The sequence below is a fragment of the Bradyrhizobium sp. ERR14 genome (assembly GCF_014198235.1).
GTDB lineage: Bacteria > Pseudomonadota > Alphaproteobacteria > Rhizobiales > Xanthobacteraceae > Bradyrhizobium.
This window is the reverse complement of the sequence record NZ_JACIHD010000008.1, coordinates 148,759-173,860: the sequence shown is the minus strand read 5'-3', so window position 1 is coordinate 173,860 and position 25,102 is coordinate 148,759. Positions and strand designations below refer to the sequence as shown.

Genomic DNA, 25,102 nt, shown 5'->3' with positions numbered 1-25,102 from the left:
AGAGGACTGGGGACTTATGTTCAAGAAGAAACGCGACGTACGCCGCCTGACGTCGTCGACCGCCATATCGCTGTGTGCGCTTGCCGTCGCGGCGCCCGCTTTTGGCCAGGCCGCACCGGATCAGAGCCCGATGGCGGCGAAGAAGTCCGAAGCCAAGCGTCCCACCGTGTCCGACGCAAAGCCGCTGTCGTCGAACACGACGATCAACCTGGTCAACTTGCTGGTGAAGCAAGGCGTGATCAAGGAGGAGCAGGCCCAGGCGCTGATCAAGCAGGCCGACGACGAAGCCTATGTGTCGCGCCAGGCCACGAAGGACGCCGCCGCCAAGGCCGATGAAGCGGCAAAGGCCGCGACCGCAGCAACTGCGGCTGCCTCGCCGCCCGGCACCCGGCACGTCACGTACGTGCCGGAGGTGGTCAAACGGCAGCTGCGCGAGGAGATCAAGAAGGAAGTGATGGCCAAGGCGCAAAAGGAAAACTGGGCTTCGCCCGGCGCCTATCCGGAGTGGGCGCAGCGGATCCGATTCACGGGCGATATACGCTCGCGCTATCAAGGCAGCTTCTTTCCGGAAGGCAACGATCAGCTTCACGCTTATAATTTCAACGCGATCAACACGGGCTCCCCGTACGATCTCAATAGCAACAGCTTCGCGCCGACCTACAACGCCACGCAGGACCGGCACCAGGCCCGGCTTCGCGCCCGCCTGGGCATGGAGGCCGACATCTTCAATGGGTTTACCGCGGGCATACGCATCGCGACGGGAGAGAACAGTTCGCCCGTCTCCACCAATCAGTCGCTTGGCGCGAACGGCGGCAACTTCTCGAAATATGCGCTGTGGCTCGATCGGGGCTATCTCAAGCATCAATCCTGGGATGGAAACCTGTCGGTGTCCGTCGGCCGCTTCGACAATCCGTTCTGGTCGCCGACCGATCTCGTCTGGCACAAGGATCTCGGCTTCGACGGAATAGCCGTGCAAGGAAAGTATGAGATCGCCAAGGACGTCACGCCGTTCGCGGTAGCCGGTGCGTTCCCGATCTACAATACCGACTTCAACATCGGTGCCAATTTCGATGCGAACACCGGCGGGGTCACGAAGTTCGCCAGCCACGACAAATGGCTGTTCGGCGGCCAGGCGGGTGTGGCGGCGCGCCTCAGCTCCGAAACGTCGATGCGCGTCGCCGCCGCCTATTACGATTTCTCCAATGTCCAGGGACGCTTCTCCAGCCCCTGTCTGGTGCAGTCATCGTCGGATCTGTGCGACAGCGATGTGACCCGGCCGTCGTTCGCCCAGAAGGGCAACACCTATACGACGCTGCGCAATATCGTCTCCGACCCGGCGGTGGCCGTGCCGCCGCTCTTTCAATATTTTGGTCTGGTCGGGCAGTATCGGCCTGTCGTCGGCAGCGTGCAGTTCGATCTCGGCCATTTCCACCCGGTGCATATCGTGCTCGACGGCGAGTACGTCTGGAACAGCGCGTTCGACCGCAATCTGATGAATCGATATGCCGTCAACAACCGCGGGCCCGATGTCGTGGCCGGTGTGCCAGGTGCCTTCAACGGCGGAAATCAGGGATGGCTCGGCCGCGTCACCGTCGGCCATAGGCAGATCAAGCATCTCTGGGATTGGAACGTGCATGCGGGTTACAAATATCTGCAATCCGACGCCACCATCGACGCGTTCGTCGATTCCGATTTCGGGCTCGGCGGCACCAATCTCAAGGGCTACTTCGTCGGTGGCAATGTCGGACTCAGCGATGACGTGTGGGCCAGCGTCCGCTGGCTGAGCGCGAACAACATCGCGGGCGTGCCTTACGCCGTCGATGTCCTGCAAGTCGATCTGAACGCGAGGTTCTGATCATGCTTTCCCGGATTCCCGGTCTCGTGGCGGCCGCAATCGCGACCGCGATGTTCTGTGGCGAGGTTCATGCCGAAAGCGAGACCGACCGCTTGCGCGAGGCGCTGCGCAGCGCCATCGCACAGGCGCGGCAGATGGAGGACCAGCGCACGGCGCTGCAGGCGAAGATCGCGGACGCTGACCGCGAGAAGGCGGCCCTGAAGGCGCAGATCGATGCGGCCAAGGCGGAAGCAAAGCAGCTTCAGAAGCAGCATCGCGAAGCAGTCGATGAATTCAATCAGCGTCTGGAGGAGCGCAACCAGACGCTGGAGAAGTGGAAGGTCGCTTACGAGGAGGCCGCCACCGTCGCCCGCACCAAGGACGCAGAGCGTGCCAAGTTCGAAGGCGAGGCGGCGGCCTTCAAGGCGAGCACCAAGAGCTGCCAGGCCAAGAACGTGCAACTCGTCAATGTCGGCCGCGACATTCTCAATCGATATCGCAGCCTGACACTGGGCGATTCCGCAGTCGCAAGCGAGCCGCTGACGGGTCTAGGCCGCGTCGGCGCGCAGAATTTCGTCCAGGAAAGTGTCGACAAGCTGCTTGACCAGAAGGCAACACCATGAACCGTCCCAACGTCATCCGATCGTCGAGATCGACCCTTGTTGTCGGAGCTGCCGTGGCGATCTTGGGCCTGTCGGTGGAGACGGCGCTTGCCCAGACCGCGCCGGCGCCTCAACGTCCGGCTCAACCCGCGGTGAAGCCGAAGCCGGCGGCTCCCGCCGCGACAGCGCCGACGCCGGCGCCCCCCGCACCGTCGACCCAGGGGCTTGCTTCCGCCAGGACGACCGGCGGCGACGATGTCATCGCCCGGGTCGGCGAGGCCAATATTTCGGCGGAGGAACTCCGCGCTTATGTCGGCGCGCTGGGAGCGCGCGAGCAAGCGGCGCTCGCGAAGGACCCGGCGCTGCTGAGCCAGGCGGTTCGCATGCTGCTCGCCAACCGGCTGGTCTTGCAGGAAGTGATCGCCAAGAAGTGGGATCAGCAGCCCAAAGTCGCGGCGCAGCTCGATCGCGTGCGCGAGAACGCCGTGGTCGAGATCTATCTACAATCGGTCTCGACGCCTCCAGAGAGTTTCCCGAGCGAGGACGAGGTCCAAAAGGTCTACGACGCCAACCGCGGCGCCTTGCTGGTGCCTCGTCAGTTCCACCTCGCGCAGATTTTCGTCGCAGCGGCCGAGGGCGACAAGGCAGCTGACGACAAAGCGAAGAAGGCGATCGAAGCAATCCAGGCGAAGCTGAAGGCGCCAGGCGCCGATTTCGGCACGATTGCACAGGCGGATAGCGATTCAAAAAGCGGCGGCGATCTCGGCTGGGTAGCTGAAAACCAGATCCGGCCTGAGATCAAGGCGCAGGTGCAGGGACTGGCCAGGAATACGATCTCAGAGCCCGTCCGGCTCGACGATGGCTGGCACATCATCAAGCTGATCGACACAAAGGTCGCCTACACCCGGACCTTGCCCGAAGTGCGCGATCAGCTGGTGCAGCAGATGCGCAGCGAGCGGGCCACCGCGCTGCGGCGGGCCTATCTCGCTGAATTGCTCAAGCAGAACCCGCCCATTCTCAACGAGCTTGCCCTTTCGGGTTTGCTCGACAATTCCCGGAAATGAGTCGCAGTGGAGTTAGCAATGTCCAATACAATTATCGTCAAGCTCACGCTCAATGATCTGCGTTCAGCACTGCAACAGGTCGGTTACCGCGTGGAGGAGCTCACCGATCCCGTGGTCAATCTGACCTATCTCCGCTCGGCAACTGGCGGTCTGACCTTCGACATTCGTCCGGGGAATTGGCTCGCGGACGCGGAGAGTTTCGTCGATGCAGCCCTTACTGCGGTGCTCCAGGTTCAGGGCGAGCTTCCGCTCGATCTGGTCAATCGCTGGAACGCGACGCGCCGGTTTGCGCGTCTTCAACTCAGCCAGCAGTTCCTCGTGCTTTCCCTGGATGTCTCGGTCGCGGGCGGCGTGACCGCGGACCATCTGCGCGCGCAGATCGACATCTGGGATCGCCTGGTCCAGGAGCTGATCGTTTATTTGCGCGATGAACTTCGCGAGCTGTCGGCCAGGAAGGGAACGACGGCGCCGGTCGAACAGGCAGCCGGATACGAGAACGCCGACGTCGGCGGCCCGGCGGCCGCTCTTCAGTAGCGCGTTGCGATGTCCCGAGTCATTCGGAAAGAGTTCGCGCGCAAGTCCAACGAGACATGTTGACGATGGCCGACCGTGAATTCCGCGCAACGTGGTGGAATAGAATCGCCGGCTCGCTGGCTGCGGCGGCCGGTTTGCTTGCCGCCGGAGCTGGCGTCGACGCATCGCCCGTTGCCGCGGACAGGAGCGACTACCGTGCGGCCGATGCAGCTCCGCCGGCTTGGCAGGCTTTCGCAGGGCAATTGAAGGAGAAGATCGAGCAGCGACTGGCGTCCGACGACAAAAGGGCACGACATTTCCAGGAGTACCTGGACCGCCGCGTCACAGGCGGCGATGCGGCGCCTGTGACATTCGTTCTGCGAGCTTGGGTATCGTCGGACGGTCGGCTGCACCGCGTCGAGCTCGACGGACTCGATGACCCCAAGGCTTCCGTCGAGCTTCGGGCCTTGCTGACCGGAGGAAATGTTGGTGTGCCACCGCCCGAGATGCTGCAACCGCTGCACTTGCGGTTCTCGCTGCGGGCGACGGATCGATTGCAGCAGGAGAAATAGAAAATGTCGGCCCGCAACGGGAGCGCTGGCTTGGCGCGGTCAATGATGTCGTTGCCGTCGACGGCTTTGGTCCCGGGATTGCTTCTGCTCGCCCAATTGTTGCCGGCAGGCGCTCGCGCCGAGACGACCTCGGCACCGAGAACGGTCGACGTTCGTCACGCTGCGGTCGAAGCGCAGCCACCGCGAGCCCCCGATGCGGGTTCGCGTTATCGCGCCCTGATTGAAAAGGAGGCCGCGCAGGCCGGTCTCGCGCCCGAGATCGCCGAGGCGGTGATGGCTGTGGAGAGCGGATATGATCCCCGGGCCGTCGGCGGGGTCGGCGAAGTCGGCTTGATGCAAATCCTGCCCTCGACGGCACGCATGCTCGGTTTCTCCGGCACGCTGGCCGATCTGGCCGTGCCCGAGATCAACATCCATTACGGTGTCGTCTATCTTGCGAAGGCCTGGCGCCTCGCCGGCGGCGACCTCTGTACCGCCGCGATGAAATATCGCGCCGGCCATGGCGAAACGCGCTTCTCATTCCTTTCGGTGAACTACTGCATGGCGGTGCGTTCCAAGCTCACCGCTCGCGGCTTTCGCGTGACCGGCAGTGTTCCCGTGCCGACGTTTGGCGAGCCGGCTCCATCGGGCCGCGGCTGCGGGCGGAAATGTGTGGGCCTATCGCGAACGGGCACGGTGAATATTGTTGCGCTCAACACCCAGCTCAGCGCGCTCGTTGCGCAGGCGCGGGCAGGGCGATAGGGGCCGTGCGCACGAACGGATTGTCCGGGTGAGCCAGTTCGCGCCCACTCTTTGGAAGAGGAGATCGCGATGCGGCTGGTAGCGCCTTCGTTCGTTCTGACAGCCTGTCTCCTGTCACAAGCCGTGGCCGAAGAGCAGGTCAACATTCTTCCGCCGATCGTAATCGGAAACAGCGCACCCAGGATCGCTCCTGATGGCCGCATGTCGGCCCCGCCCAACGGCAGCCGCGCGCCGGCCGCGCCAGACAGATGCGTAGAGGTGGAGATCGGATCCAGCCGATCGATGGACTGCCTCAACCAGAAGCTCAGGAGGGAGGTCGATCGAGTCAATCCAAGCATCAATCTGCCGCCCATCGATGCCAGGTCGCCTGACCCCAAGCTCGGGGTCGTCAACATCCCCGGTGTTCAGCAGCAATATGGCCGGAACTTCGGAGTTTCCGTCACTCCCTACCGGCCGCCGCCGCCGGTGTTCTCCTCGCCGATCGGGCATCGATGAAGGGATCCAGGGCCTGTTAGCGGAATCGTGCTCCGAGAGCGTCTCAGCTCTCGCGACGGTTTGCTGACGAAGCAATCAGATTCCCACGGCGGAGCTGCTTTGGATGCTTCGCGAAGCTGTCACCGGGGCCCAGCGCAGTCATGAAATCTGCTATTCCCGGGGTGGACTTGAACGACTATAGGGTCCGCATGTTATCTTACCGCTTTTCCGTGGCCCCCATGATGCGATCCACCATTGACGTGGATCAATCACGACGCTTGCCGGCGGCGCCCAGCTAGGCATGGGCCGAGCAGCTGACCTGATGCAGCTGTGGCGACGCAGTCGTTTCGGAACTCGGTGATCGAAGACCAGGACCAGCCAGTTGCAATGCGGTGGGCGCTATGATGCTTCAATTTCTCGTCGGCACGCTTGTTAGCCTGGTCGGTATCGGGCTGCACGCACTGGTGACCGTCGTCGCGGTCAGTATAGCCCGCAGCGCAGGTTTGCGTCACACGACGCGGCCGGGATCGCACTTGATGGGCGTGATGATGGCCACCGCCGTGGTGCTGATGGTCGCGCACACACTCGAAGTCCTCGTGTGGGCCGCGACTTACGGCATTGTCGGCGCGGCAATTGTCGAAAACGGACTGCTCTATTTTGCCTTCGTCAATTATACAACTCTCGGCTACGGTGATGTCACGCCCGTTCGCGAGTGGCGGCTCATTGGCCCACTGACAGCTATGAACGGGGTGCTGCTGTTTGGATGGTCGGCGGCCGTGCTGTTCGAGGTCCTGCGCAAGACGCTCGACCATCTCGAAGCCGTCAAGGCATCTGGACCGGTTCGGGGTAATCCGAGCATCGCAACGGAGCGGCGTGGATAATGTGACGGGATCGGGACTCATCGCCGATTTCCTGTTCGGCTTGGGCGATCTGTTCGCGATCATCAACCCGTACGGGCTCGCTTTCATGGCGCGCCTGTTCGGTGAGGAGGCACCGGTGACGAAACTGTCAGCATTCCTGCTGCTTTGCATGGGCGTTCAAATCATCGTCACCGGCGATTGGAGGTCGCGCGATCTCTATCGACGACGCGTCACGCGCCGTCTAGTAGACGCTGATCCGGGTGCAAGTCGAACCAAGATCAAGGCTGCAGATCGAGGCTGGCGAGCTGGTTCCGGTCGAGCAACACGATCTGCCGTTGGGTGTTGCCGATGAAGCCGAGGATGCCGAGCTCGTGCAGGCGCGACAGCGCGCGTGAGACGGTCTCCAGCGTCAGGCCGAGATAGTCGGCAATATCGCGTCGCGACATCGGGAGCGCGATGACGCCCGCCGCCGTCAGCCGCTTGTCCATTTCGAGCAGGAACGCCGCGACCCGCTCCAGCGAGGTCTTGCGGCCGAGCAACAGCATGTGGTCTTCCGCATGCTGGAGGTTGTTCGTGGTCATGCTGAGCAGGTTTCTGGCTACCATGGCATCGCTCTCGGCCACCGTTTCAAGACTTTGCCGCTTGATCAGGCGCACCGTGGTGTCGACGACCGCTTCCGTCGTGAATCGATGCTCCCCACCGTTCTCGAGCCCAAAGATGTCGCCGATGAGGTGGAATGCGCCGATCTGCCGGCGACCATCGGACAACAGCTTGTAGCTTCGCACCGCGCCCGCCTTGACCTGATAGACATATTCGGCGGGCTCTTTCTCACCGTAAATCTCGGTGCCTTTTCTGTACGAAAATTCGCTTAAACTGACGAGCGCATTTGAATCGCTGGTCATGCCGAGGTCACGGAGGGAATTGGGACGCAGTGCGGAATCGGTTGTGATGCGAACAAACATAGGCCAAGTCCTCAGCTCATCGCCGAATTTGGTCCGTTCGACGAGAATTTTCGCTGCTGGGAATGCGCCGCGCTGTCCCGCTCCCGCCGGGTTGATTTACGCCCAAGGCAGTATTTCAATCCATTGTCCCTAGGTTCATTGTACCAAGGGACAGCTTCTGGCGCTTGGTGCGCAGAATGAGAAAGCGCTGCCGCTGCGGGGATTTGGCTCATTGCAAGCAGATATTTCGGTTCTCAAACTGTTGAAGCTGACTTTGTCGAGCGAGAGGACGTCAATGGTCCTCGCTGGAACTGGGCGAGAGGTTGAAGGTGTCGGGTCTCGTTCACGTGGTTGATGACGACGAGTCCTTTCGGACTGCGATCGCACGGCGTCTGAAGCTCGCGGGCTATGAGGTCGCGACCTATGCGTCGGCGCTGGAGTTGGAGGAGTCTGCGCTGGATCCCGAGCAGGCCGGATGCATTCTACTCGACGTGCGCATACCAGGATTGAGCGGCCCCGATTTGCAGGCGCGATTGATCGCGTCCGGCTCGACGCTGCCGATCATCTTCCTGACGGGGCATGCAGACACGCCGACTACCGTGCGGGCGATCAAGGCAGGTGCGGAAGACTTTCTGACCAAGCCGATATCCTCCGAGCAGTTGATCGATGCGATCGAGCGCGCTCTGGCGGGCCAGCGGACGGCGCGCGCCCAGCGCAGCAAGCTGGAGACGTTTCGGACTCATCTGGCCACGCTGACGCAACGCGAGGGACAGGTGTTCAATCTGATCGTGCGCGGCCGGATCAACAAGCAGATTGCGCATGAACTCGGGACGACCGAACGCACCGTGAAAGCTCACCGCCATCAGGTGATGGAGAAGATGCAGGTTCATTCGCTTGCGGAACTCGTTTCGATCGCGGAACGGCTCGGAATGCTCGGTACGAACGAGCATTAGCTGCTTCGTCACCGCAAGCCCGGTTCCCACGGTGTGATTGCCCTAAAGGACAATATCGAGGCGTGTTGACAGTGCACGGCGAGGCGTGCGCAATGATGCACAGGCGCCGGGTCGGCAACGCAAAGCAAGCGTGTGCAGTATCCCACCGCCGTCACAGCGCTCGCAGTTCGTTCATCTCCCGAAAGGCAGATCGCCTTGCCGCTATGCCCGTCCGTTTTTGTCGTCGATGACGATCGGTCCATGCGGACCAGCCTGAGCAGGTTGCTGCGTGGGCACGGTTTCGACGCCACGCTGTTCGACTCCGCGAGGGCCTTGCTCCAGCACGGCAAATTCTACACCGCGATCTGCATCGTCCTCGACATCGATCTTGGTGGAAAATCCGGCATCGACGTACGGCGAAGACTGGCTGAGCAGGGCGTCACCGCACCGGTTATCTACATTACCGGCAACGACAGCCCCGCGAACCGCGCTGCGGCGCTTGGGTCCGGCTGCATCGCCTATCTGATCAAGCCCTTTACGGGCGAGTCACTGATCGAGTCCGTCGAACGCGCCGGCACCTCGTAAGATCGACTCCGGCCGTTATTCGTCGATCTGCTGCTCGAGCGTCCTGGCTGGCGTTCCCTTGTGGACTGAGGCGAATTGCGCCAGCGGAATCGAAGTCGTCAGGGCCAGGAGGTTCGAATCGACGAGTTCGAGCGTCAGGGTCTTGCCGGATTCCATTTTCCTGATGATCTTCGGCGCCGCCACATCGGCGGCGATGCACAGATTGGTGAGACACCAGGTGTAGGGCAGGCGGAAAGGCGCGCCCTGGTCGACGCTCAACCTGGGTGCATGTTGCAGGTACATGCCGACAGGCACGAACAGTTGCAGCCGGGCCGTGGCGGCGTCTTCGCGTTCGATCAGATCGACGCGCACGGCCGTCTGTCCGGTCGCGAATTGGCCGGTGATCGAGGTCCGGCACAGCGTGGGCGCGCCGCCGGCCTTGAAGCAGAGCTTCTGCCAACCGCCGTAGCTGATGTCCTTTGCTTCATGCTGACCACGTGTGGCGACTTCGGCCGCCGGCTTCTCGCCCTGGGCGCCCTTCGGTGCGGCATGGCCGGGCGCTGCCGTGGCGCCGGCGATGGTGATAAGCAGAAGAATGGCAAGGCAGTCGCGGGCATTGGGCATGATTTCACCTACGGATCTGGCATCTATTTCAGCGCGTCGAGGAACGTCGTTACCAGTGGCGACCACAGCGGGATGGCATCCCTCGAGCCGATGAAGAAATGGCCCTCATTGCCGAACGGCGGCATCAGGTGATACTCGGCCCGGCCGCCGGCGGCGGTGAAAGCCGTATGCATGCGCTTCGACAGTTCGGGGCCGAAGAAAGTGTCGTTCTCGATATAGATCCACAGCATCGGCACACGCGATGTGCGGCCGAAATCCGCGGTGGCCTCAACCAGCCTGTCGGGGCCGCAGTTGTTGTTCGGCTTGCCGCCGACGCGTCCACCACGACCCGCAGCGAAGGTGATGATGGCCTTCACCTGCGGCGGGTTCATGCTCGACAAGGCGATCGAGGCCCAGCCACCGGCGGACTGCCCGATCACGATCACGTCCTTGGGGATGATGCGCTTCTCGGCGGCCAGATAGTCGATGATATCGAGGTCGACCTTGGCGACCGCGAGCCCGGCGTCGCGGAAATTGGGATTGCTGCACTTGCCGATCTTGGAGAAGAACGGTCCGTAGATCGCGCGCTCGGGAATGTCGATGGCGACTGCGCCATAGCCGGAGCCGACCGGCGCCACCACGAGGTAGCCGCGCCTTGCGAACCATTGGGCGGCGTCGCGAAATTCGACCAACGGAAAGAAGCTGCGGTCGGTCGGGTTGAGCGAGACGCCGTGGTTCATGATCACGAGCGGGAAGGGGCCGTCGCCGACAGGACGCACCAGATAGGCGAACATCGGAAGCGGTAGTGGCAGCGCCCATATCTCTTCCTGGATGCGGACGTCATCCGCCGCGCGCGCGGCCGCGGCGAAGGCGACCCACGCGAACAATACGGCCGCGAAACACCCCACCGATCTGGCCGGTCGCCGCATCATGGGTCTCCGTCATCCGCTGTAGGTTGCCGCTACGATGATCGGCCCGAGCACGGTGAGCACCACGTTTCCGACCGCATATGGCACGGCGACGCCGAGGACCGGGGTCTGGCTTTCGGCCACCTCGCACGCGCCGGTCACCGCGGCATCGACAGTCATCGCGCCGGCCAATGCTCCGCAGGTCACGACCGGGTTCATGCGCAGCACATAGAATGCAAACAGCGTCGCGACGATCAGCGGCACGAGCGTGATGACGAGACCCATGCCGACCAGAAGCAGCCCGTGGGCCTGGATCGCGGCCCAGGCCGCGGCGCCGTTGCCGAGCCCGATCGCCGCGATGAAGCCGCCGAGTCCGAGATCGCTCAGGGTCTGTTGCGCCGCCGGCGGCAATGCGCCCATGGTCGGCTTGCGCGACCGTAGCCAGCCGCAGACGAGGCCCGCGATCAGCGCGCCGCCGCCACCGCCAAGCGTGAGCGCGACGCCGCCGATCCTGAAGCTGACGAGCCCGGCGAGCAGGCCGGCGGCGATGCCGGCGGCAAGAAAGGCAATGTCGGCGCGATCACCCGATCGCAGGATCTGGCCGATGGCCTTTGCTGCCCGTTCGATATTGCGCGTGCTGCCGACTAGCGTCATGACGTCGCCGACATAGATCCGAGTGTCCGCGCTCAAGGGAACCTCGCGGCCCATGCGGGTGAGGGCGCGTAGAAAGACGCCCCGGGCGTCGGTGCCGACGCGCGCGGCGATCTCCTGGATCGAGCGGCCGTGGAGATGGCGATTGTCCACGAGCACCTCCAGCACGTTGCCCGGGACGGCCTTCAAGATTTCGTCGGCGTCGATCTCGGTGCCGATGATCGGCTTGGCGGCGACGATGACCGCGGTCCGGCCGGCGATGACGATGTCGTCGCCGGCCTCGAGCACGGTCTCCAAACGTGGCTCGATGTCCGCGCCTTGGCGGACGATGCGCTCGACGACCGTGCGGCTGCCAAGTTCCTCCTCGATCGACTTGACGGTGCGCCCGGCGCCCGCGGTCACGCGATAGGCGCGGGCCTGGAACTTGCGATAAGAGAGATTTTCGGTTTTGGGCGGTTCGCCGCCGGCAAGCTCCGCCTCGAGCTTCTTTGCCTCAGCCTTCAGGTCTATCCGCATCAATTTCGGCGCGACGAAGGGGACGAACAGCAGCGTCAGGATATAGCCGAGCACGTAGGTCACGGCGTAGCCCGCCGCGATGTTCGCCTCCTGCTGGCTCAGCACATCCTTGGGCAGGCCGAGCTGGGCCAATGCGCCTGAGGCGGTGCCGATGACCGACGATTGCGTCAAGGCTCCGGCCGCAATCCCCGAAGCGGTGCCAGGATCGAGCCGGAAGCCGTGGGCAAACAACAGGACGACGACCAGTCCGGTGCCGCCCAGCACCAGCGCCATGGCGACCTGCGCGAGCGTGCGGACGCTCAAGGAGGCGAAGAACTCGGGCCCGGACCGGTAGCCGATGGTGAATACGAACAGGCTGAACAGGATGACGCGGAGCAGCGGCGGAAACGCAAAACTGCCGAGCTGTCCGAGCAGCACGGAAACGATCAGGATGCAGGCTGTGGTCCCGACGGCAAAGCCGCGGATCCGGACTCGGCCGAGGATCGTGCCGATGGCGACGGCCAGCAGCAGAAAGATCTCGGGAGCGGTGGAGATGATCCACCTGACGGTATCCATGTCGCATCTCCCCCGGCGCTTTGCCGAGATCTCAGTCGGGAAATCGCGGGCATTGCTTGATCCAGATCAAGCCCTGCGAGCGGCAAGGCACCGCCTATCGGATGATGTGGAATTCGCGACAGCCGGCATCATCAACATGAGCGCTCTCGACTTCGCGGCCGGTGCGATCCGCCGCGACGAAACCGTGGAGATCGTCCTGCTGCTCGCCTTCGTCGGCGGCTATATCGACGCCTATACCTGGATCGTCCACGGCGTCATGGCGAATGCCCAGACGGCTAACCTGATCTTCCTCTGGGTTTATGCGACGGCCGGCGACTGGACGAAGGCGTTTCACTTCGTGCCGCCGCTTCTCGCCTTTGCCGCCGGTATCGTGATTGCCGCTTGGCTGCGCCGCGCTGCGGGCGAGCGGGCCAGCGCAATCAGCACCCTGCTCGAGATATTGCTGCTGATCGCGATCAGCATCCTGCACAACAGGCTGCCGGATCTGGCTGGAACGCTCGGCATCTCGTTCGTCGCCGCGATGCAGACCGCGATCTTCACCAGGGTCGAGGGTGTTGTTTGCAGCACGGTGATGATCACGGGCAACATGCGCCAGGCGATCGAGGCTGTCTTTTTGGCCGCCGCCGGCGGCGCGCCGCTGGGGACGCTGCGTCGGTCGGGCATCTTCTTCGCCTTGTGCGCCGTGTTCGGCTTAGGCGCCGCGCTGGGCGCCTTCGCCACCAAGGCTATTCCGGACCTCGCGCTCGGCATTCCTGTGGTCGCGCTGTTGGTCGTCTTGTTGCGCTGCGAAGCGTCGCATCAGAGGGCGGTCCAATGAGTGCGCCGTCCGAACCTGGATGGATACGGTTCTTCCCGCCGGCCGGCTGGCTTGGCGCCTACCGGCGAGAGTGGTTTTCCTCCGACGCCGTCGCTGGCGTCACGCTGGCTGCTTACGCCATCCCGGTCTCGCTCGCCTATGCCGCGCTGGCCGGCCTGCCGCCTCAGATCGGCGTTTACGGCTATATGCTCGGCGGCCTCGGCTACGCGCTGTTGGGGGCGTCGCGGCAACTTGCGATCGGACCGACTTCGGCGATTTCCCTGATGATCGCGGGCACCGTCGGCGCGCTGGCCGGAGGCGATGCGATCCGCTATGCGCAGATCGCGAGCCTTGCGGCCTTTGCAGTGGCGGTGCTGTGCTTCATCGCGTGGTTGTTCAAGCTGAGCGTGCTGGTCCGCCTCGTCAGCGACAGCATCCTGGTCGGCTTCAAGGCCGGTGCCGGGCTCACGATTATCATGAGTCAGCTGCCGAGCCTGCTCGGCGTTGCCGGCGGCGGCCACAATTTCTTCGATCGGGCCATCAAGCTGGTCGGGCAGCTCGGGACCGTCAACCTGCTCGTGCTCGCGGTTGGCGCTGTCGCGCTCCTGCTGCTCCTGTTTGGCGAGCGGCTCCTTCCGGGAAAGCCGGTCGGCATCACCATCGTCGCGCTCGCGATCGGGACGGCGACGCTGCTCGGCCTGCCGGCGCTCGGCGTGCCCGTCACCGGGAAGATACCGGAAGGTCTGCCGGCCCTGGGCATTCCGACGCTCGGCCTGCTGGACTTCGACGATCTCTTCCCGCTCGCCGCAGGGTGTATCCTGCTGGCCTATATCGAGGGCGTTTCGGCCGCCCGCAGCTTCGCCGCCAAGCACGGCTATCCCCTCGACGTCCGGCAGGAGTTCCTGGGGCTGGGCGCCGCGAACCTCGTCGTCGCCTTCGGCCATGGCTATCCGGTTGCCGGCGGGCTGTCGCAATCGGCCGTCAATGACAGCGCCGGCGCACGGACGCCGCTCGCTTTGGTGTTCTGCTCGGTGACGCTCGGGCTGTGCCTTCTGTTCTTCACGGGACTCTTGACCAACCTGCCCAAGGCCGTGCTTGCAGCCATCGTCTTTGCCGCCGTCTACAAGCTCGTCGACGTTCGCGCGCTGGTGCGGATGTGGCAGGTCAGCCGGATCGACTTCTACGCCGCAACAATTGCGCTGGTCTCCGTGCTATTGCTCGGAATCCTGCAAGGCGTGCTGCTGGCGTCGATCGCTTCGATCCTTTTGCTGCTGGCCCGTGCCTCGCGGCCAAACGTCGCGTTTCTCGGCCGCTTGCCCGGCAGCGGCCGTTATTCGGACAGTTCAAGGCACGCGGACGTCGAGCCGCTGATCGGCGTCATCGCGTTCCGGCCCGAAGCCTCGCTGCTCTACATCAACGCCGAGACGATCCTCGAAACCGTCCTGATCGCGCTTCGGCGCACGCCCGAGGTCCGGCTGGTGGTCTGCGACCTCTCGGCTTCGCCTTATATCGACCTGGCCGGCGCGGGCATGCTGCACGACCTCTATGACGAGCTCGCCGCGCGAAAGGTCATTTTCTCCATCGTCGGCGCGCACGCGCAGCTCCGCGATCTCTTGCGGGCGGAAGGGCTGGCGGAGAGGACGGATAGCAGCCAGTGGCTGCGATCGCTCGACAGCGTTCTCGGCGACGAGCAGGCCGTGACGGCGCAGCGGACGGCCTGAGCGGGCGTGTTGCAATGCGAATGACCGCTGCGGCCGACGGTCTCGCCAGAATGCGTCCGACCGTTGACTTGGATCAATGGAGCCATCGGCGCCGAACTCACGATCACGCTCAGCTTCGCCCCAACTGGCATCAAATGACCATCGAGTGACCATCAAGGCACCGCCGAGGATCGGGAGAGACACATGTCCAAGGACACCAAGCCGGCGCAAAAGCGGATCGATCAGTTCTTTTCCGGGCCCGGCGCGCGGGCGGATGACTGGCGCGACCTCGTGGAGGCCGCGAAGGCGTGGGCTCGCGTCGGCAATCGGGCGGTCTACGATGCGGCACTGGCCGAGCTCTCGGTGACTGAGGAGTTCTACGGCTATCCCGGCCTGCAGCTGATGGCGGCATTGCGGGAGGCCGCGTCCGCGGGCGATGGGGCAACGACGCTCGCCCTTGCGACGCGGATTACCCAGGCCCTGACGACACGATCCTTCCGCCAGCATGCCGGCGACTGGAGCGCGAAGGATGATGGTAATGGCGACGCGCCCGAGCTGGTGCCACCGACGTTCGGTGCGCATACGGCACGCCGGCCCTATTTCGAAACCCTGATCGTGACTGGCGTATCATCAAGTCAGTGGCCGGCGCTCGCCGCCGAATGGCGCAAGTTGCGGCGCCCAGTCGATGGCTTCATCTATGAGCCTGTCATCGTCGGCAGCCTGGAAGATGCATTCTGCGCGACCATGCTCAATCCCAATATCGCGGCCGTCATCATCAACGAAGGCTTCGGGCTGCGCTCGCGCCACAATGCACCCGTGCTGCGCTCGATCACGGCTTCGGCCGGCCTCAACGACGAGTCCGACGCCTCTGCGCTCCGGCTCGCCCAGATCATCAAGCGCGTCCGTCCCGAGCTCGACCTCTACATGATCTCGAACCGCGACGTCGAGGAGTTGGCTGGAAACCCTGAAGCCAACGTCGTTCGCCGCATCTTCTACTCCGTCGAGGAGCTTCTCGAGCTGCATCTGTCCATCCTCGAAGGCATTCAGGATCGCTACGACACCCCGTTCTTCGACAATCTGAAGAAATATGCGCAGCGTCCGATCGGCACGTTCCATGCGTTGCCGATCGCCCGCGGAAAGTCGATCTTCAAGTCCGACTGGATCCGCGACATGGGCGAATTCTACGGGCCGAACCTGTTCCTGGCCGAGAGCAGCGCCACCACGGGCGGCCTCGACAGCATGCTGGAGCCGACCGGCAACATCAAGAAGGCGCAGGAGAAAGCGGCGAGGGCGCTCGGCGCTGACCGCGTCTTCTTCGTCACCAACGGCACGTCGACATCGAACAAGATGGCGGTGCAGGCGCTGCTCGCGCCGGGCGACATCGCGATCGTCGATCGCAACTGCCACAAGTCGCACCACTATGGAATGGTTCTGGCGGGTGCGCAGCCGCTTTATGTCGAAGCCTTCCCGATGACGGAATACTCGATGTACGGCGCGGTGCCGCTGAAGACGATCAAACAGGCGCTGCTCGGCGCCAGGGCCGACGGCCGGCTCGACCGCGTCAAGATGATCGACCTCACCAACTGCACCTTCGACGGCCACATCTACAACACCCGCCGGGTGATGGAGGAATGTCTCGCTATCAAGCCGGACCTGATCTTCCTCTGGGACGAGGCCTGGTTCGGCTTCGCGCGTTTCTCGCCGTTCCTGCGCCGCCGCACCGCCATGGGGGCGGCCAACGAGATCGAGGCGTGGATGCACGACCCGAAGTCGGTCGCGGCTTATGAGAAGCAGCAGGCCGAGCTCGGCAAGAACCCGTCGGACGAGATGCTGCTCAAGACCCGGCTGATTCCCGATCCCAGGCAGATCCGCCTGCGCGTCTACCAGACCAACTCGACCCACAAGTCGATGTCGGCGATCCGGCAGGGCTCCATGCTCTCGGTCAAGGACGTCGAATTCCACACGGTCGAGCAGCAGTTCAAGGAGGCCGTGTTCACCCACGCTTCCACCAGCCCGAACCAGCAACTCATCGCCAGCCTCGATATCTCCAGGCGGCAGATGGAGCTGGAAGGTTACGGCCTCGTGGCCAATGCGATGGAGATCGCGCTTGCCATTCGCCAGGCGGTCAACAACAACCCGCTGATCTCGAAATATTTCCGCATCCTCGGCGCCGACGCCATGGTGCCAGCCCAGTATCGCCAGAGCGGCTTTACCGATTATCTCGCCGCGGGCGTGAATTGGGTCAACACCCTCAAGAGCCTGGACGAGGACGAGTTCTGCCTCGATCCGACCCGTATGACATTGGTGTGCGGCATGGCCGGTTATGACGGCACCCAGTTCAAGGGTATCCTCGCCAACGAGTATAACATCCAGGTCAACAAGACCTCGCGCAACTCGGTCCTGGTCCAGTCCAACATCAACAACACCCGCAGCGACGTCGCGCATCTCATCCGCGTCCTCGCCGAGATCGCGGGCGAGGTCGATCGCGGGCTGGCACAGGGCGGCGTCAATGCGAAGAAGACGTTCGAGGCACGGGTCAAGAGCTTGATGACCGACGTGCCTGATCTGCCCAACTTCTCGCATTTCCACCCGAGCTTCCGCGGCGATGCCGGCAGCAAGACCAATGAAGGCGACATTCGCAGCGGCTTTTACGCGGCCTACGACGTGGCGGGTTGCGAGCACATCCGCCTCAACGATCCCGAGATCGATCGCCGGCTCAAGTCGGGACCAGAGCTCGTCTCGGCCAATTTCGTGATCCCGTATCCGCCGGGCTTCCCGATCATGGTGCCCGGTCAGGTCATCACGCAGGAGACCATCGACTTCATGCGCAAGCTCGATGTGAAGGAGATCCACGGCTACGACGCCAAGGAAGGGCTGAAGCTCGTGCGCTCCGAAGCCTTGGCGAAGATCGGCAAGCCCAGGCCCGCCGCGACGCCGAAGTTGAAAGCGGCATCTTAGAGGGGATCGAACATGCAGGGCTTTTTCACGTTCCTGCAGCAGAATCCGTACCTGCTGCTGTTCTTCGTCGTCGGCCTCGCCGTCTATATCGGCCGGGCCAGCATCAAGGGGTATGGCCTCGGCATGGTTGCCGGCGCCATCGTGGTCGGCGCCGGCGTTTCGGTGTGGTCGTCGACCTACGGCGTGAAGCTCGAGCTGAACAATTTCGCCAAGAGCCTGTTCTACTATCTCTTCATGTATGGCGTCGGCTTGCGTGTCGGGCCGTCCTTCATCAACAGCCTGAAGGGCGACGGCTTGAAGTTCTGCATCCTGGCCGTGGTATCGAGCGTGATCGGATTGGCGCTGGTGGTGATCGGCGCAAAACTGTTCTCGCTTCCGCCAGGCGCAGCCGGTGGCATGCTGGCGGGATCGCAAACCATGTCGGCGGCGATCGGCTCGGCCGAGCAGGCCGTCACGTCGGGCGTCGTCAAGCTGCCCGAGGGAATGAAGCCTGAGGATGCCTCAGGCATGATCGCGCTGTCCTACGGTATCACCTACATCTGGGGCACCGTCGGCATCATCCTGATCTGCAAATACCTGCCGCGCTGGTGGGGCGTCGACGCCAGGGCCGCCGCGAAGCGGTACGAGCGGGAATTCGGCGTCAAGGATCTCGAAGGCGGCGGCCTGACCGGCTATCGTCAGTTCGGTCTGCGGGCCTACCGGCTGGAGAACCCGGCGACGGTCGGTATGAGCATCGCGAAGTTCCGCGCGATAAATCCGGAATACCGGATCGTCAATGTCGGGCGGAACGGCGAGCCGCAAGGCGCGGATGCCGACCTCGTGCTGCAGAAGGGCGACATCGTCGCCCTCGGCGGCTCGACCGAGCACCTCACCGAGAAGATGGGCCTGATCGGTCCGGAGGTCTCGGATGCCAAGACGCTCGGCATTCCCATGGACCAGGCGGACATCCTCATCACCAACAAGGAGATGGTGGGACGTACCTTCGAGTCCTTCCGCGACACCGCGATTGCCGGCCAGCTGCAGGTCACCAAGGTCGAGCGCGGCGGTGTGCAGATTCCGGCCGGTCTCAAGACCAAGCTGGAGCGGATGGACATCGTTTCCGTGGTCGGCTTGAAGTCTGCCGTCAACGAGCTCGGCGAGATGTGGGGCCGCATCGCCCGGTCCAACACCTCGACCGATCTGCTGACGCTGGCTGTCGGCATGATCATTGGCTTCCTGATCGGCAAGATCGAATTCCCGGCATTCGGCGCCAAGGTCGGCCTCGGCAACGCCGGCGGTCTGCTGCTATCGGGTGTGATCGTATCGTCGATCGTGTCGCGTCTGCGATTCTTCGGCAATACGCCGAACGCGGCGCGCAACGTGCTGGAGGATCTCGGCCTCGTGGTCTTCGTGGCCATCGTCGGCGTCAATGCCGGCGCGGGACTGCTGTCGCAGCTCACGGGTGCAGTCGCCTTGAAGATATTCCTGGTCGGCTTCATTGCGTGCACGATCCCGCCGTTCATCGTCTGGGCGATCGGCTACCACGTCTTCAAGATCAACCCGGCCGTGCTGATGGGCGGCGTTGCCGGCGCGCGGTCGCACTCCGGCCCCGCCCGCGAGGCTGCGGTCGAGATCCAGAGCTCCGTGCCCTGGATCGGCTTCCCGGTCGGTTATGCCGTCTCGGGCATCCTGCTCACCGTGTTCGGCTACTTCGCAATGATCCTTGCGCAATGATCAAGAGGGGGAAGAAAGTCATGAAGAAACTTGCCGTTGGCGTCGCCCTGGTTGCCTCGATTGCGGCCCTGACCGGTCTCAGCACGCCGTCGCGTGCCGAGACCGGCGAGGTCGCCGTCGTCTTCACCAAGGGCGGCTTCATCGTCGGTGTCGGGGGCGGTGAGGGCGTTCTGCTCCTCAGGGGCAAGAAATATCCCTTCACCGTCTCCGGCATGAGCGTCGGCCTCACCGTCGGGGCCTCGACCACGAAGTTCGTCGGTCGGGCGCTCAATCTGAAGGGGCCAGCATCCATCGAAGGCTCCTATGCGGTGGGAGGAGCGGGCGGAGCCGTGGCCGCAGGCGCTGGCGCCGTTCAGCTGCAGAACGCCAATGGCGTGATCCTTCAGCTCAGCGGTCCGAGGGTTGGCGCGGAAGTGTCGGCTGCCGTCGGCGGTGTCACGATCCGCCTGAAGTGATCCTGAGGGCAATCAGGGCAATCGGGCTGCCTCACCGGCAGCCCTTTTCGCGTCTCAATACCGCTCGGCGACGAAGTTCATCCCCTTCAGGCCGGCCTGGTCGTTGTAGCGGCCCTTCTCGGAGCGCTTCGGCAGCTTGATTTTGTCCTTCTTGATGCGCTTGTAGGGAATCGCGCCGAGGAGATGTGCGATGCAGTTCAGCCGCGCCTTGCGCTTGTCATCGGAGCGGATGATGTACCACGGCGCTTCCTTCGTACTGGTCTGCTTGAGCATCAAATCGCGAGCTCGCGAATAGTCGTACCAGCGCCGGTAGGACTCCAGGTCCATCGGGCTCAGCTTCCATTGCCGCACGGGATCATCGATCCGGGCGTGGAAGCGACGCTCCTGCTCGTCCATTCCGACCTCGAGCCAGATCTTGATCAGGATGATACCGCCGTCGATGACGTATCTCTCCATCTGCGGGCAGAGGGAGAGGAAGCGCTGGTGCTCGGCGGGCGTAGCAAAGCCCATGACATATTCGACGCCGGCGCGGTTGTACCAGCTCCGGTCGAAGATCACGATCTCGCCGCCCGCCGGAAACTGCTCCATGTAGCGCTGGAAGAAGAGCTGTGTCTTTTCGCGGTCCGACGGCGCCGGCAGCGCCACGACGCGGAACACGCGCGGGCTGACCTTCTCGGTGATCGCCTTGATCGTGCCGCCTTTGCCGGCAGCGTCACGGCCTTCGAACACGATGATCACCCGGAGCTTGTTCGCCCGCACGTAGTCCTGGAGGTGACAGAGCTCGACCTGGAGCTTTTCCAGCTCCTTCTCATAGTCCTTCCGCTTCATTCGCTCCGCGGGCGCATCCTTGGCCATGCCGGTCCTCTCGCTGCTGAGCTTGTCAATCGCCCCAGAACTAATCGTCCCAGGAGATGGTCACGCCGATATCGCCGGGCACGCCGCCCGGGAATTCGATGATCTGGTAGGCGATGCGATAGCCGCGCGGTTTCAGATAATCGGTCCAGAGCTGGAAGATCTCCTTGGGGATGCCGGTCAGCGTGGTCTCCCAACCCTTTTCCATCTGGTTGATGGCGCGCCCCCTGTCGGTGCAAAGCGAGTTGGGGAAGCGATAGACCAGCACCTCCGTCAGGCCGTTTCGCACCGCACGCTGGATGATGGTCGAGGCGAGTTTGATCTTCTCCTCCTCACTCTTGCCGGAGGGTTTGCTGAGCCGCTCGATCAGCGCGCGCTTCTCGGCTTCGACCGCTGCGGCGAGGCGGACATACTCCTCGGCTTTCTCGGCCTCCTTGAGGGCGGCTTCCTTCCGAATCTGGGCGGCGTTGGGGATGAGATCGTCGAGGCCGGTCATGGCTTGCGGCTCCTGATGGTTATCCAATCAGCATCCAGGAAACGCTAGGGTCGGGCGGAGGGTGTTCCCTTGATTCAAATCAAGCAAACCGCGGCCTGCCGAACACAATATCGCACATGCGCATTTGATCGGGAGAGACGCTTTGAGCGACCAGCTTCATCCGATGGCTCCGCACCATTTGCCGTTTTATCTGGCGCCGGGGAGCGGGACCGATACGCTGATGGTTGTGATGGGGCTGTTCCTGATCGGGACCGTGCTCTGGGTCGGTACGCTCTATTGGAAGCTGCACAGCCTGCCCGAGCGGATGGCGCACAAATCACAAAAATTGCAGTTCGAGCTCGTCGCGGTGCTGGGCCTGATCTCGTTGTTCACGCACATGCATATTTTCTGGGTCGCCGGCCTCCTGCTCGCGTTGATCGATCTTCCCGATTTCGGCACCCCGCTGCGTAGCATCGCCGGGTCGGTCGAGAAGATTGCAGAGGCCGCGCCTGCCGCCGGTGGCGAAGAGATCCGGACGGAGGCCGCGACGCCTCCCGCACAGAAGCCGGAAGCCGCAAAGAAGGAGCACAGCCATGTTTGAGCTGATGTTCTGCTCGCTGCTGACGATCCTGCCGGACTATCTCTATCGCCGCTACGCCCAGGGCAAGCGTTTCGGCAAGGAGATCACCTTCTTCTCGGTCTGGTACGAGCTGCGCTGGGGCATCACCGGCTGCCTGATGCTTACGGTGTCGCTGATCACTATGATCTTCTACTTCCATCCTTCGACGTCATCGGCGACGCTCTATTTTCGCACCGTGCCGATTCTGCCCGAAGGCTCCGGCCGCGTTGCCGAGGTCAAGGTTGGCTTCAGCGAGCCGGTGAAGAAGGGCGACGTGCTGTTCACGCTCGACGCCTCGAAGCAGCAGGCCGCGCTCGAAACCGCCAGGCGGAAGGTTGCGGAGGTCGATGCCGCCATGCAGACGGCGCAGGCCGACGTGGTCAAGGCCGAGGCGCAGATCGGGGAGGCGAAGGCGAACTATCAGCAGGCCAAGGACGAGCTCGAGGTCAAGACCGAGCTCCAGCGCCGCAATCCCGGCATCGTTCCGCAGCGTGATATCGACAAGCTCCAGGTTTTGGTCGACCAACGTCAATCCGGGATCGATGCCGCGACCGCCGCGAAGCAATCCGTATCAATGCAGGTCTCCATCCTGCTACCGGCGCAGAAGGCCAGCGCGGAGGCCGCGCTCGACCAGGCCCAGGTGGATATCGACAAGACCTTCGTCCGCGCCGGTGTCGATGGGCGCGTCGAGCAATTCCTGATCCGTCCCGGCGACGTCGTCAATCAACTCATGCGGCCCGCAGGCGTTCTCATCCCGGAGGGGGCCGGCCGCAAGATGCTGCAGGCCGGGTTCGGCCAGATCGAGGCACAGGTGATGAAAGAGGGCATGGTGGCGGAAGCGACCTGCATCTCCAGGCCATGGGTGATCATCCCCATGGTGATCACGACAGTCCAGGACTACATCGCGGCCGGACAATTCCGATCCGGGGAGCAATTGGTCGATCCGCAGAACGCCGTCCGCCCCGGCACCATCCTGGTGTTCCTGGAGCCGCTTTACAAAGGTGGCCTCGAAGGCGTGACGCCGGGCAGCAGCTGCGTCGTCAATGCCTATACCAGCAACCACGAGGAGATCTCGGCCAAGGGGACTTCGACCAGCCGGAAGATCGCCTTGCACGTGGTCGACGGTGTCGGCCTGGTGCACGCGCTGCTGCTGCGCATCCAGGCGCTGCTGCTGCCGATCCAGACGCTGGTGCTGAGCGGGCATTGAGCTGTGAAGCCGCCCCCGGGGCCTGTCGCAGCGGTGCAATTCCCGCTAGAATTGCCGCGACAGCAGTTGCTGGAGCTGCAAGGATGGAGCATGAGCGGGCGCACGTCCATCTCCAAGGTCAGGCCACGGGCCGTGACGGCGCTATACTGTCTCGCGCTGCTTTTCGCCGTGTGCCTGTCCGCCGGGCGAGTTGGTGCAGTCGAGCGGAGTCTCCGCGGCGAGCTGAAGCGCGTCCTGGTATTGCATTCATTCGGCCGTGATTTTCGGCCGTGGAGCGAGTATGCGCGCGACATCAAGGCCAAGCTCGAACGGCAATCGCCCTGGCCACTCGATATACAGGAGCACGCGCTGCTCACCGCGCGCTTCAACAATCCCGGTCCTGAGGCACCTTTCGTCGACTATCTGCAATCGCTGTACCAGGGAGCGATGCCCGACATCGTATTGAGCATCGGCGCGCCTGCGGCCCGGTTTGCGCAGAAATACCGCGGAAGATTATTCCCTGATGTGCCATTGATTCTCTCCGCGGTCGAGCATCGGCTGATCAATCGCGCCGATCTCAGCGACAACGACGTCGTCGTGGCGATCCGCAACGATTTCATGGCCGCGTTCCGCAACGTTCTCCAGATTTTGCCTGACACAAAGTCTATTGTGGTCGTGATCGGTGCCTCGCCGCTCGAGAAGTTCTGGGTGGAGGAGGTCAAGCGGGAACTGCAACCCTTGGGCGAGGAGGTCGAGCTGGTCTGGTACTCGGACTTGTCATTCGACGAAATCCTGAAGCGCGCTTCAAAGCTGCCGCCGCACACCGCGCTGTTCTGGGGGCTGATGTCGGTCGATGCGGCTGGGGTCGTCCACGAGAGCGACATCGCCTTGCGCAGCCTGTACGCGGCCGCGAATGCCCCGATCTTCTCCTACCAGGAGCCGTTCTTCGGTGACGGCACTGTCGGGGGACCGATGCATATGATCGCGGAAACGAGTTCCAGGACCGTCAGTGCGGCGATTGGCATTCTCGGCGGCGCGAAACCAGCGAGCATCAGTTACGAGCCGATCGGATTCGCCGCGCCGAGATATGATTGGCGCCAATTGCAGCATTGGGGCATCAGCGAGAGCCGTTTGCCTCCCGGCAGCGAAGTCATGTTTCGCGAACAGAGCATCTGGGAGCGCTATCGTTGGCAGATGCTGCTGATCGCGTCCGTCATTCTGGTGCAGGCCGGGCTGATCAGCGGGATGCTGCATGAGCGCCGTCGGCGCCAGATCGCCGAAGTCGAGTCACGCCAGCGTCTGGCCGAGCTCGCTCACGCCAACCGCTATTCGGCCGTTGGCGAGTTGACCACGTCGATCGCCCATGAACTGAACCAGCCGCTCGGCTCCATCCTGACCAACGCCGAGACTGCGGAGCTGATGCTGAAGGCCGCTTCGCCCGACATCGACGAGATCCGGCAGATCCTCGCCGACATCCGGCGTGACGATCAGCGGGCCAGCGAAGTCATCCGCAGGCTACGCAGTATTCTGAAAAAGACGCCGTTCGAGGTCAAGGACATCGAGCTCAACGATATGGTCCGCGAAGCGATCGGCCTTGTGCGGGCCGTCGCCGATGGACGCCGGATCACATTGATCTACACGCCTGTCCTGGCCGACCTGCATGTCAGAGGCGATCCGATCCAGCTTCAGCAGGTCGTTCTCAACCTGATCATCAATGCGATGGATGCGATCTTCGACGCAGATCCCGGAAAACGCCAGGTCAGCGTCTCGACCCTGCGCGTCGGCAACGAAGCGGAGATCCGGGTCTCCGATACTGGTCCCGGGATTGCCGCTTCCGACCTTGCGAACGTGTTCAATCCGTTCTTCACGACCAAGCCCCAGGGCATGGGCATGGGGCTCGCGATCGCCAAAACCATCATCGAGGCCCATCACGGCACGATCTCTGCCGAAAACCAGGCCGCGGGCGGCGCGCTCTTCACGATCCGTCTTCCGATCCTTCACTGATCGCCGGTGTCTTG

24 protein-coding genes are annotated in these 25,102 nt (G+C 63.3%); 18 read left to right on the top strand and 6 right to left on the bottom strand.

Annotated features, from left to right (window positions below; genetic code table 11):
- The first annotated feature begins 16 nt into the window (after nt 1-16).
- The 8 genes from GGD62_RS23200 (at nt 17) to GGD62_RS23165 (ending at nt 6,681) form a co-directional block, all read left to right on the top strand.
- Nucleotides 17-1,855, top strand: a complete 1,839-nt coding sequence (locus tag GGD62_RS23200; protein ID WP_183710376.1) for a putative porin — start codon at nt 17-19, stop codon at nt 1,853-1,855.
- A gap of 2 nt (nt 1,856-1,857) precedes the next feature.
- Nucleotides 1,858-2,457: a hypothetical protein gene (locus GGD62_RS23195; protein WP_210317908.1), complete on the top strand. Its 600-nt coding sequence runs from the start codon at nt 1,858-1,860 to the stop codon at nt 2,455-2,457.
- Nucleotides 2,454-3,500 carry a peptidylprolyl isomerase gene (locus GGD62_RS23190; protein ID WP_210317907.1) on the top strand — a complete coding sequence of 349 codons (1,047 nt, stop codon included), beginning with the start codon at nt 2,454-2,456 and terminating at the stop codon, nt 3,498-3,500. Before GGD62_RS23195 ends, GGD62_RS23190 begins: the two co-directional genes overlap by 4 nt.
- Nucleotides 3,501-3,518: 18 nt before the next feature.
- Entirely contained in the window at nt 3,519-4,034 is a 516-nt protein-coding gene (locus GGD62_RS23185) for a YbjN domain-containing protein (RefSeq protein ID WP_183258880.1), read from the top strand.
- 65 nt (nt 4,035-4,099) lie between these two features.
- Complete coding sequence (locus GGD62_RS23180; protein WP_183710371.1) at nt 4,100-4,585, top strand: hypothetical protein; 486 nt, start codon at nt 4,100-4,102, stop codon at nt 4,583-4,585.
- Nucleotides 4,586-4,681: 96 nt separating this feature from the next.
- Nucleotides 4,682-5,326: a transglycosylase SLT domain-containing protein gene (locus tag GGD62_RS23175; RefSeq protein ID WP_183710515.1), complete on the top strand. Its 645-nt coding sequence runs from the start codon at nt 4,682-4,684 to the stop codon at nt 5,324-5,326.
- 69 nt (nt 5,327-5,395) lie between these two features.
- The gene (locus tag GGD62_RS40890; protein WP_246800245.1) at nt 5,396-5,821 is read left to right on the top strand and encodes a hypothetical protein; all 426 of its coding nucleotides are present in this window, start codon (nt 5,396-5,398) and stop codon (nt 5,819-5,821) included.
- A gap of 380 nt (nt 5,822-6,201) precedes the next feature.
- A complete protein-coding gene (locus GGD62_RS23165) occupies nt 6,202-6,681 on the top strand; it encodes a potassium channel family protein (RefSeq protein ID WP_183710369.1) in 480 nt (159 codons plus the stop codon).
- A gap of 257 nt (nt 6,682-6,938) precedes the next feature.
- Here GGD62_RS23165 and GGD62_RS23160 read toward each other — a convergent pair whose 3' ends face one another.
- Entirely contained in the window at nt 6,939-7,622 is a 684-nt protein-coding gene (locus tag GGD62_RS23160) for a helix-turn-helix domain-containing protein (RefSeq protein WP_092252051.1), read from the bottom strand.
- A 308-nt stretch (nt 7,623-7,930) separates the two neighbouring features.
- Between GGD62_RS23160 and GGD62_RS23155 the strand changes: the two genes are divergently transcribed.
- Entirely contained in the window at nt 7,931-8,554 is a 624-nt protein-coding gene (locus GGD62_RS23155) for a response regulator transcription factor (protein WP_183235942.1), read from the top strand.
- 132 nt (nt 8,555-8,686) lie between these two features.
- Nucleotides 8,687-9,118: a response regulator gene (locus GGD62_RS23150; RefSeq protein WP_312014278.1), complete on the top strand. Its 432-nt coding sequence runs from the start codon at nt 8,687-8,689 to the stop codon at nt 9,116-9,118.
- 15 nt (nt 9,119-9,133) lie between these two features.
- Here the strand turns inward: GGD62_RS23150 and GGD62_RS23145 are convergent, their stop codons facing one another.
- From GGD62_RS23145 to GGD62_RS23135, 3 genes are read right to left on the bottom strand one after another with little or no spacing between them, the layout of a single operon-like run.
- Nucleotides 9,134-9,721, bottom strand: a complete 588-nt coding sequence (locus GGD62_RS23145; RefSeq protein WP_183710365.1) for an invasion associated locus B family protein — start codon at nt 9,719-9,721, stop codon at nt 9,134-9,136.
- Nucleotides 9,722-9,744: 23 nt separating this feature from the next.
- On the bottom strand, nt 9,745-10,632 hold the full coding sequence (locus tag GGD62_RS23140; RefSeq protein ID WP_246800243.1) for a S9 family peptidase: 888 nt from the start codon (nt 10,630-10,632) through the stop codon (nt 9,745-9,747).
- A gap of 9 nt (nt 10,633-10,641) precedes the next feature.
- Entirely contained in the window at nt 10,642-12,330 is a 1,689-nt protein-coding gene (locus GGD62_RS23135; RefSeq protein WP_018319930.1) for an aspartate:alanine exchanger family transporter, read from the bottom strand.
- Nucleotides 12,331-12,466: 136 nt separating this feature from the next.
- On the opposite strand from GGD62_RS23135, the gene GGD62_RS23130 reads away from it, so the two are divergent.
- From GGD62_RS23130 to GGD62_RS23110, 5 genes are all read left to right on the top strand, one after another.
- Complete coding sequence (locus GGD62_RS23130; RefSeq protein WP_183710511.1) at nt 12,467-13,147, top strand: YoaK family protein; 681 nt, start codon at nt 12,467-12,469, stop codon at nt 13,145-13,147.
- Nucleotides 13,144-14,847 carry a SulP family inorganic anion transporter gene (locus GGD62_RS23125; protein WP_183710363.1) on the top strand — a complete coding sequence of 568 codons (1,704 nt, stop codon included), beginning with the start codon at nt 13,144-13,146 and terminating at the stop codon, nt 14,845-14,847. The genes GGD62_RS23130 and GGD62_RS23125 overlap by 4 nt, the downstream gene beginning before the upstream one ends.
- Nucleotides 14,848-15,030: 183 nt before the next feature.
- Nucleotides 15,031-17,784 (top strand): decarboxylase, encoded by a 2,754-nt coding sequence (locus tag GGD62_RS23120; protein WP_183258886.1) that lies wholly within the window; start codon nt 15,031-15,033, stop codon nt 17,782-17,784.
- 12 nt (nt 17,785-17,796) lie between these two features.
- The gene (locus GGD62_RS23115) at nt 17,797-19,497 is read left to right on the top strand and encodes an aspartate:alanine exchanger family transporter (RefSeq protein WP_183710361.1); all 1,701 of its coding nucleotides are present in this window, start codon (nt 17,797-17,799) and stop codon (nt 19,495-19,497) included.
- A 20-nt stretch (nt 19,498-19,517) separates the two neighbouring features.
- A complete protein-coding gene (locus GGD62_RS23110) occupies nt 19,518-19,952 on the top strand; it encodes a hypothetical protein (protein WP_026202281.1) in 435 nt (144 codons plus the stop codon).
- Between the two features lie 54 nt (nt 19,953-20,006).
- Here GGD62_RS23110 and ppk2 read toward each other — a convergent pair whose 3' ends face one another.
- Nucleotides 20,007-20,807: a polyphosphate kinase 2 gene (gene ppk2, locus GGD62_RS23105; protein WP_018319936.1), complete on the bottom strand. Its 801-nt coding sequence runs from the start codon at nt 20,805-20,807 to the stop codon at nt 20,007-20,009.
- 40 nt (nt 20,808-20,847) lie between these two features.
- Nucleotides 20,848-21,300: a hypothetical protein gene (locus GGD62_RS23100; RefSeq protein ID WP_183235932.1), complete on the bottom strand. Its 453-nt coding sequence runs from the start codon at nt 21,298-21,300 to the stop codon at nt 20,848-20,850.
- 163 nt (nt 21,301-21,463) lie between these two features.
- On the opposite strand from GGD62_RS23100, the gene GGD62_RS23095 reads away from it, so the two are divergent.
- The 3 genes from GGD62_RS23095 (at nt 21,464) to GGD62_RS23085 (ending at nt 25,088) form a co-directional block, all read left to right on the top strand.
- A complete protein-coding gene (locus GGD62_RS23095; RefSeq protein ID WP_049814962.1) occupies nt 21,464-21,880 on the top strand; it encodes a hypothetical protein in 417 nt (138 codons plus the stop codon).
- Nucleotides 21,873-23,105: an HlyD family secretion protein gene (locus tag GGD62_RS23090; RefSeq protein ID WP_183710359.1), complete on the top strand. Its 1,233-nt coding sequence runs from the start codon at nt 21,873-21,875 to the stop codon at nt 23,103-23,105. The genes GGD62_RS23095 and GGD62_RS23090 overlap by 8 nt, the downstream gene beginning before the upstream one ends.
- 90 nt (nt 23,106-23,195) lie before the next feature.
- Nucleotides 23,196-25,088, top strand: a complete 1,893-nt coding sequence (locus GGD62_RS23085) for a HAMP domain-containing sensor histidine kinase (RefSeq protein ID WP_183710357.1) — start codon at nt 23,196-23,198, stop codon at nt 25,086-25,088.
- Nucleotides 25,089-25,102: the final 14 nt, after the last annotated feature.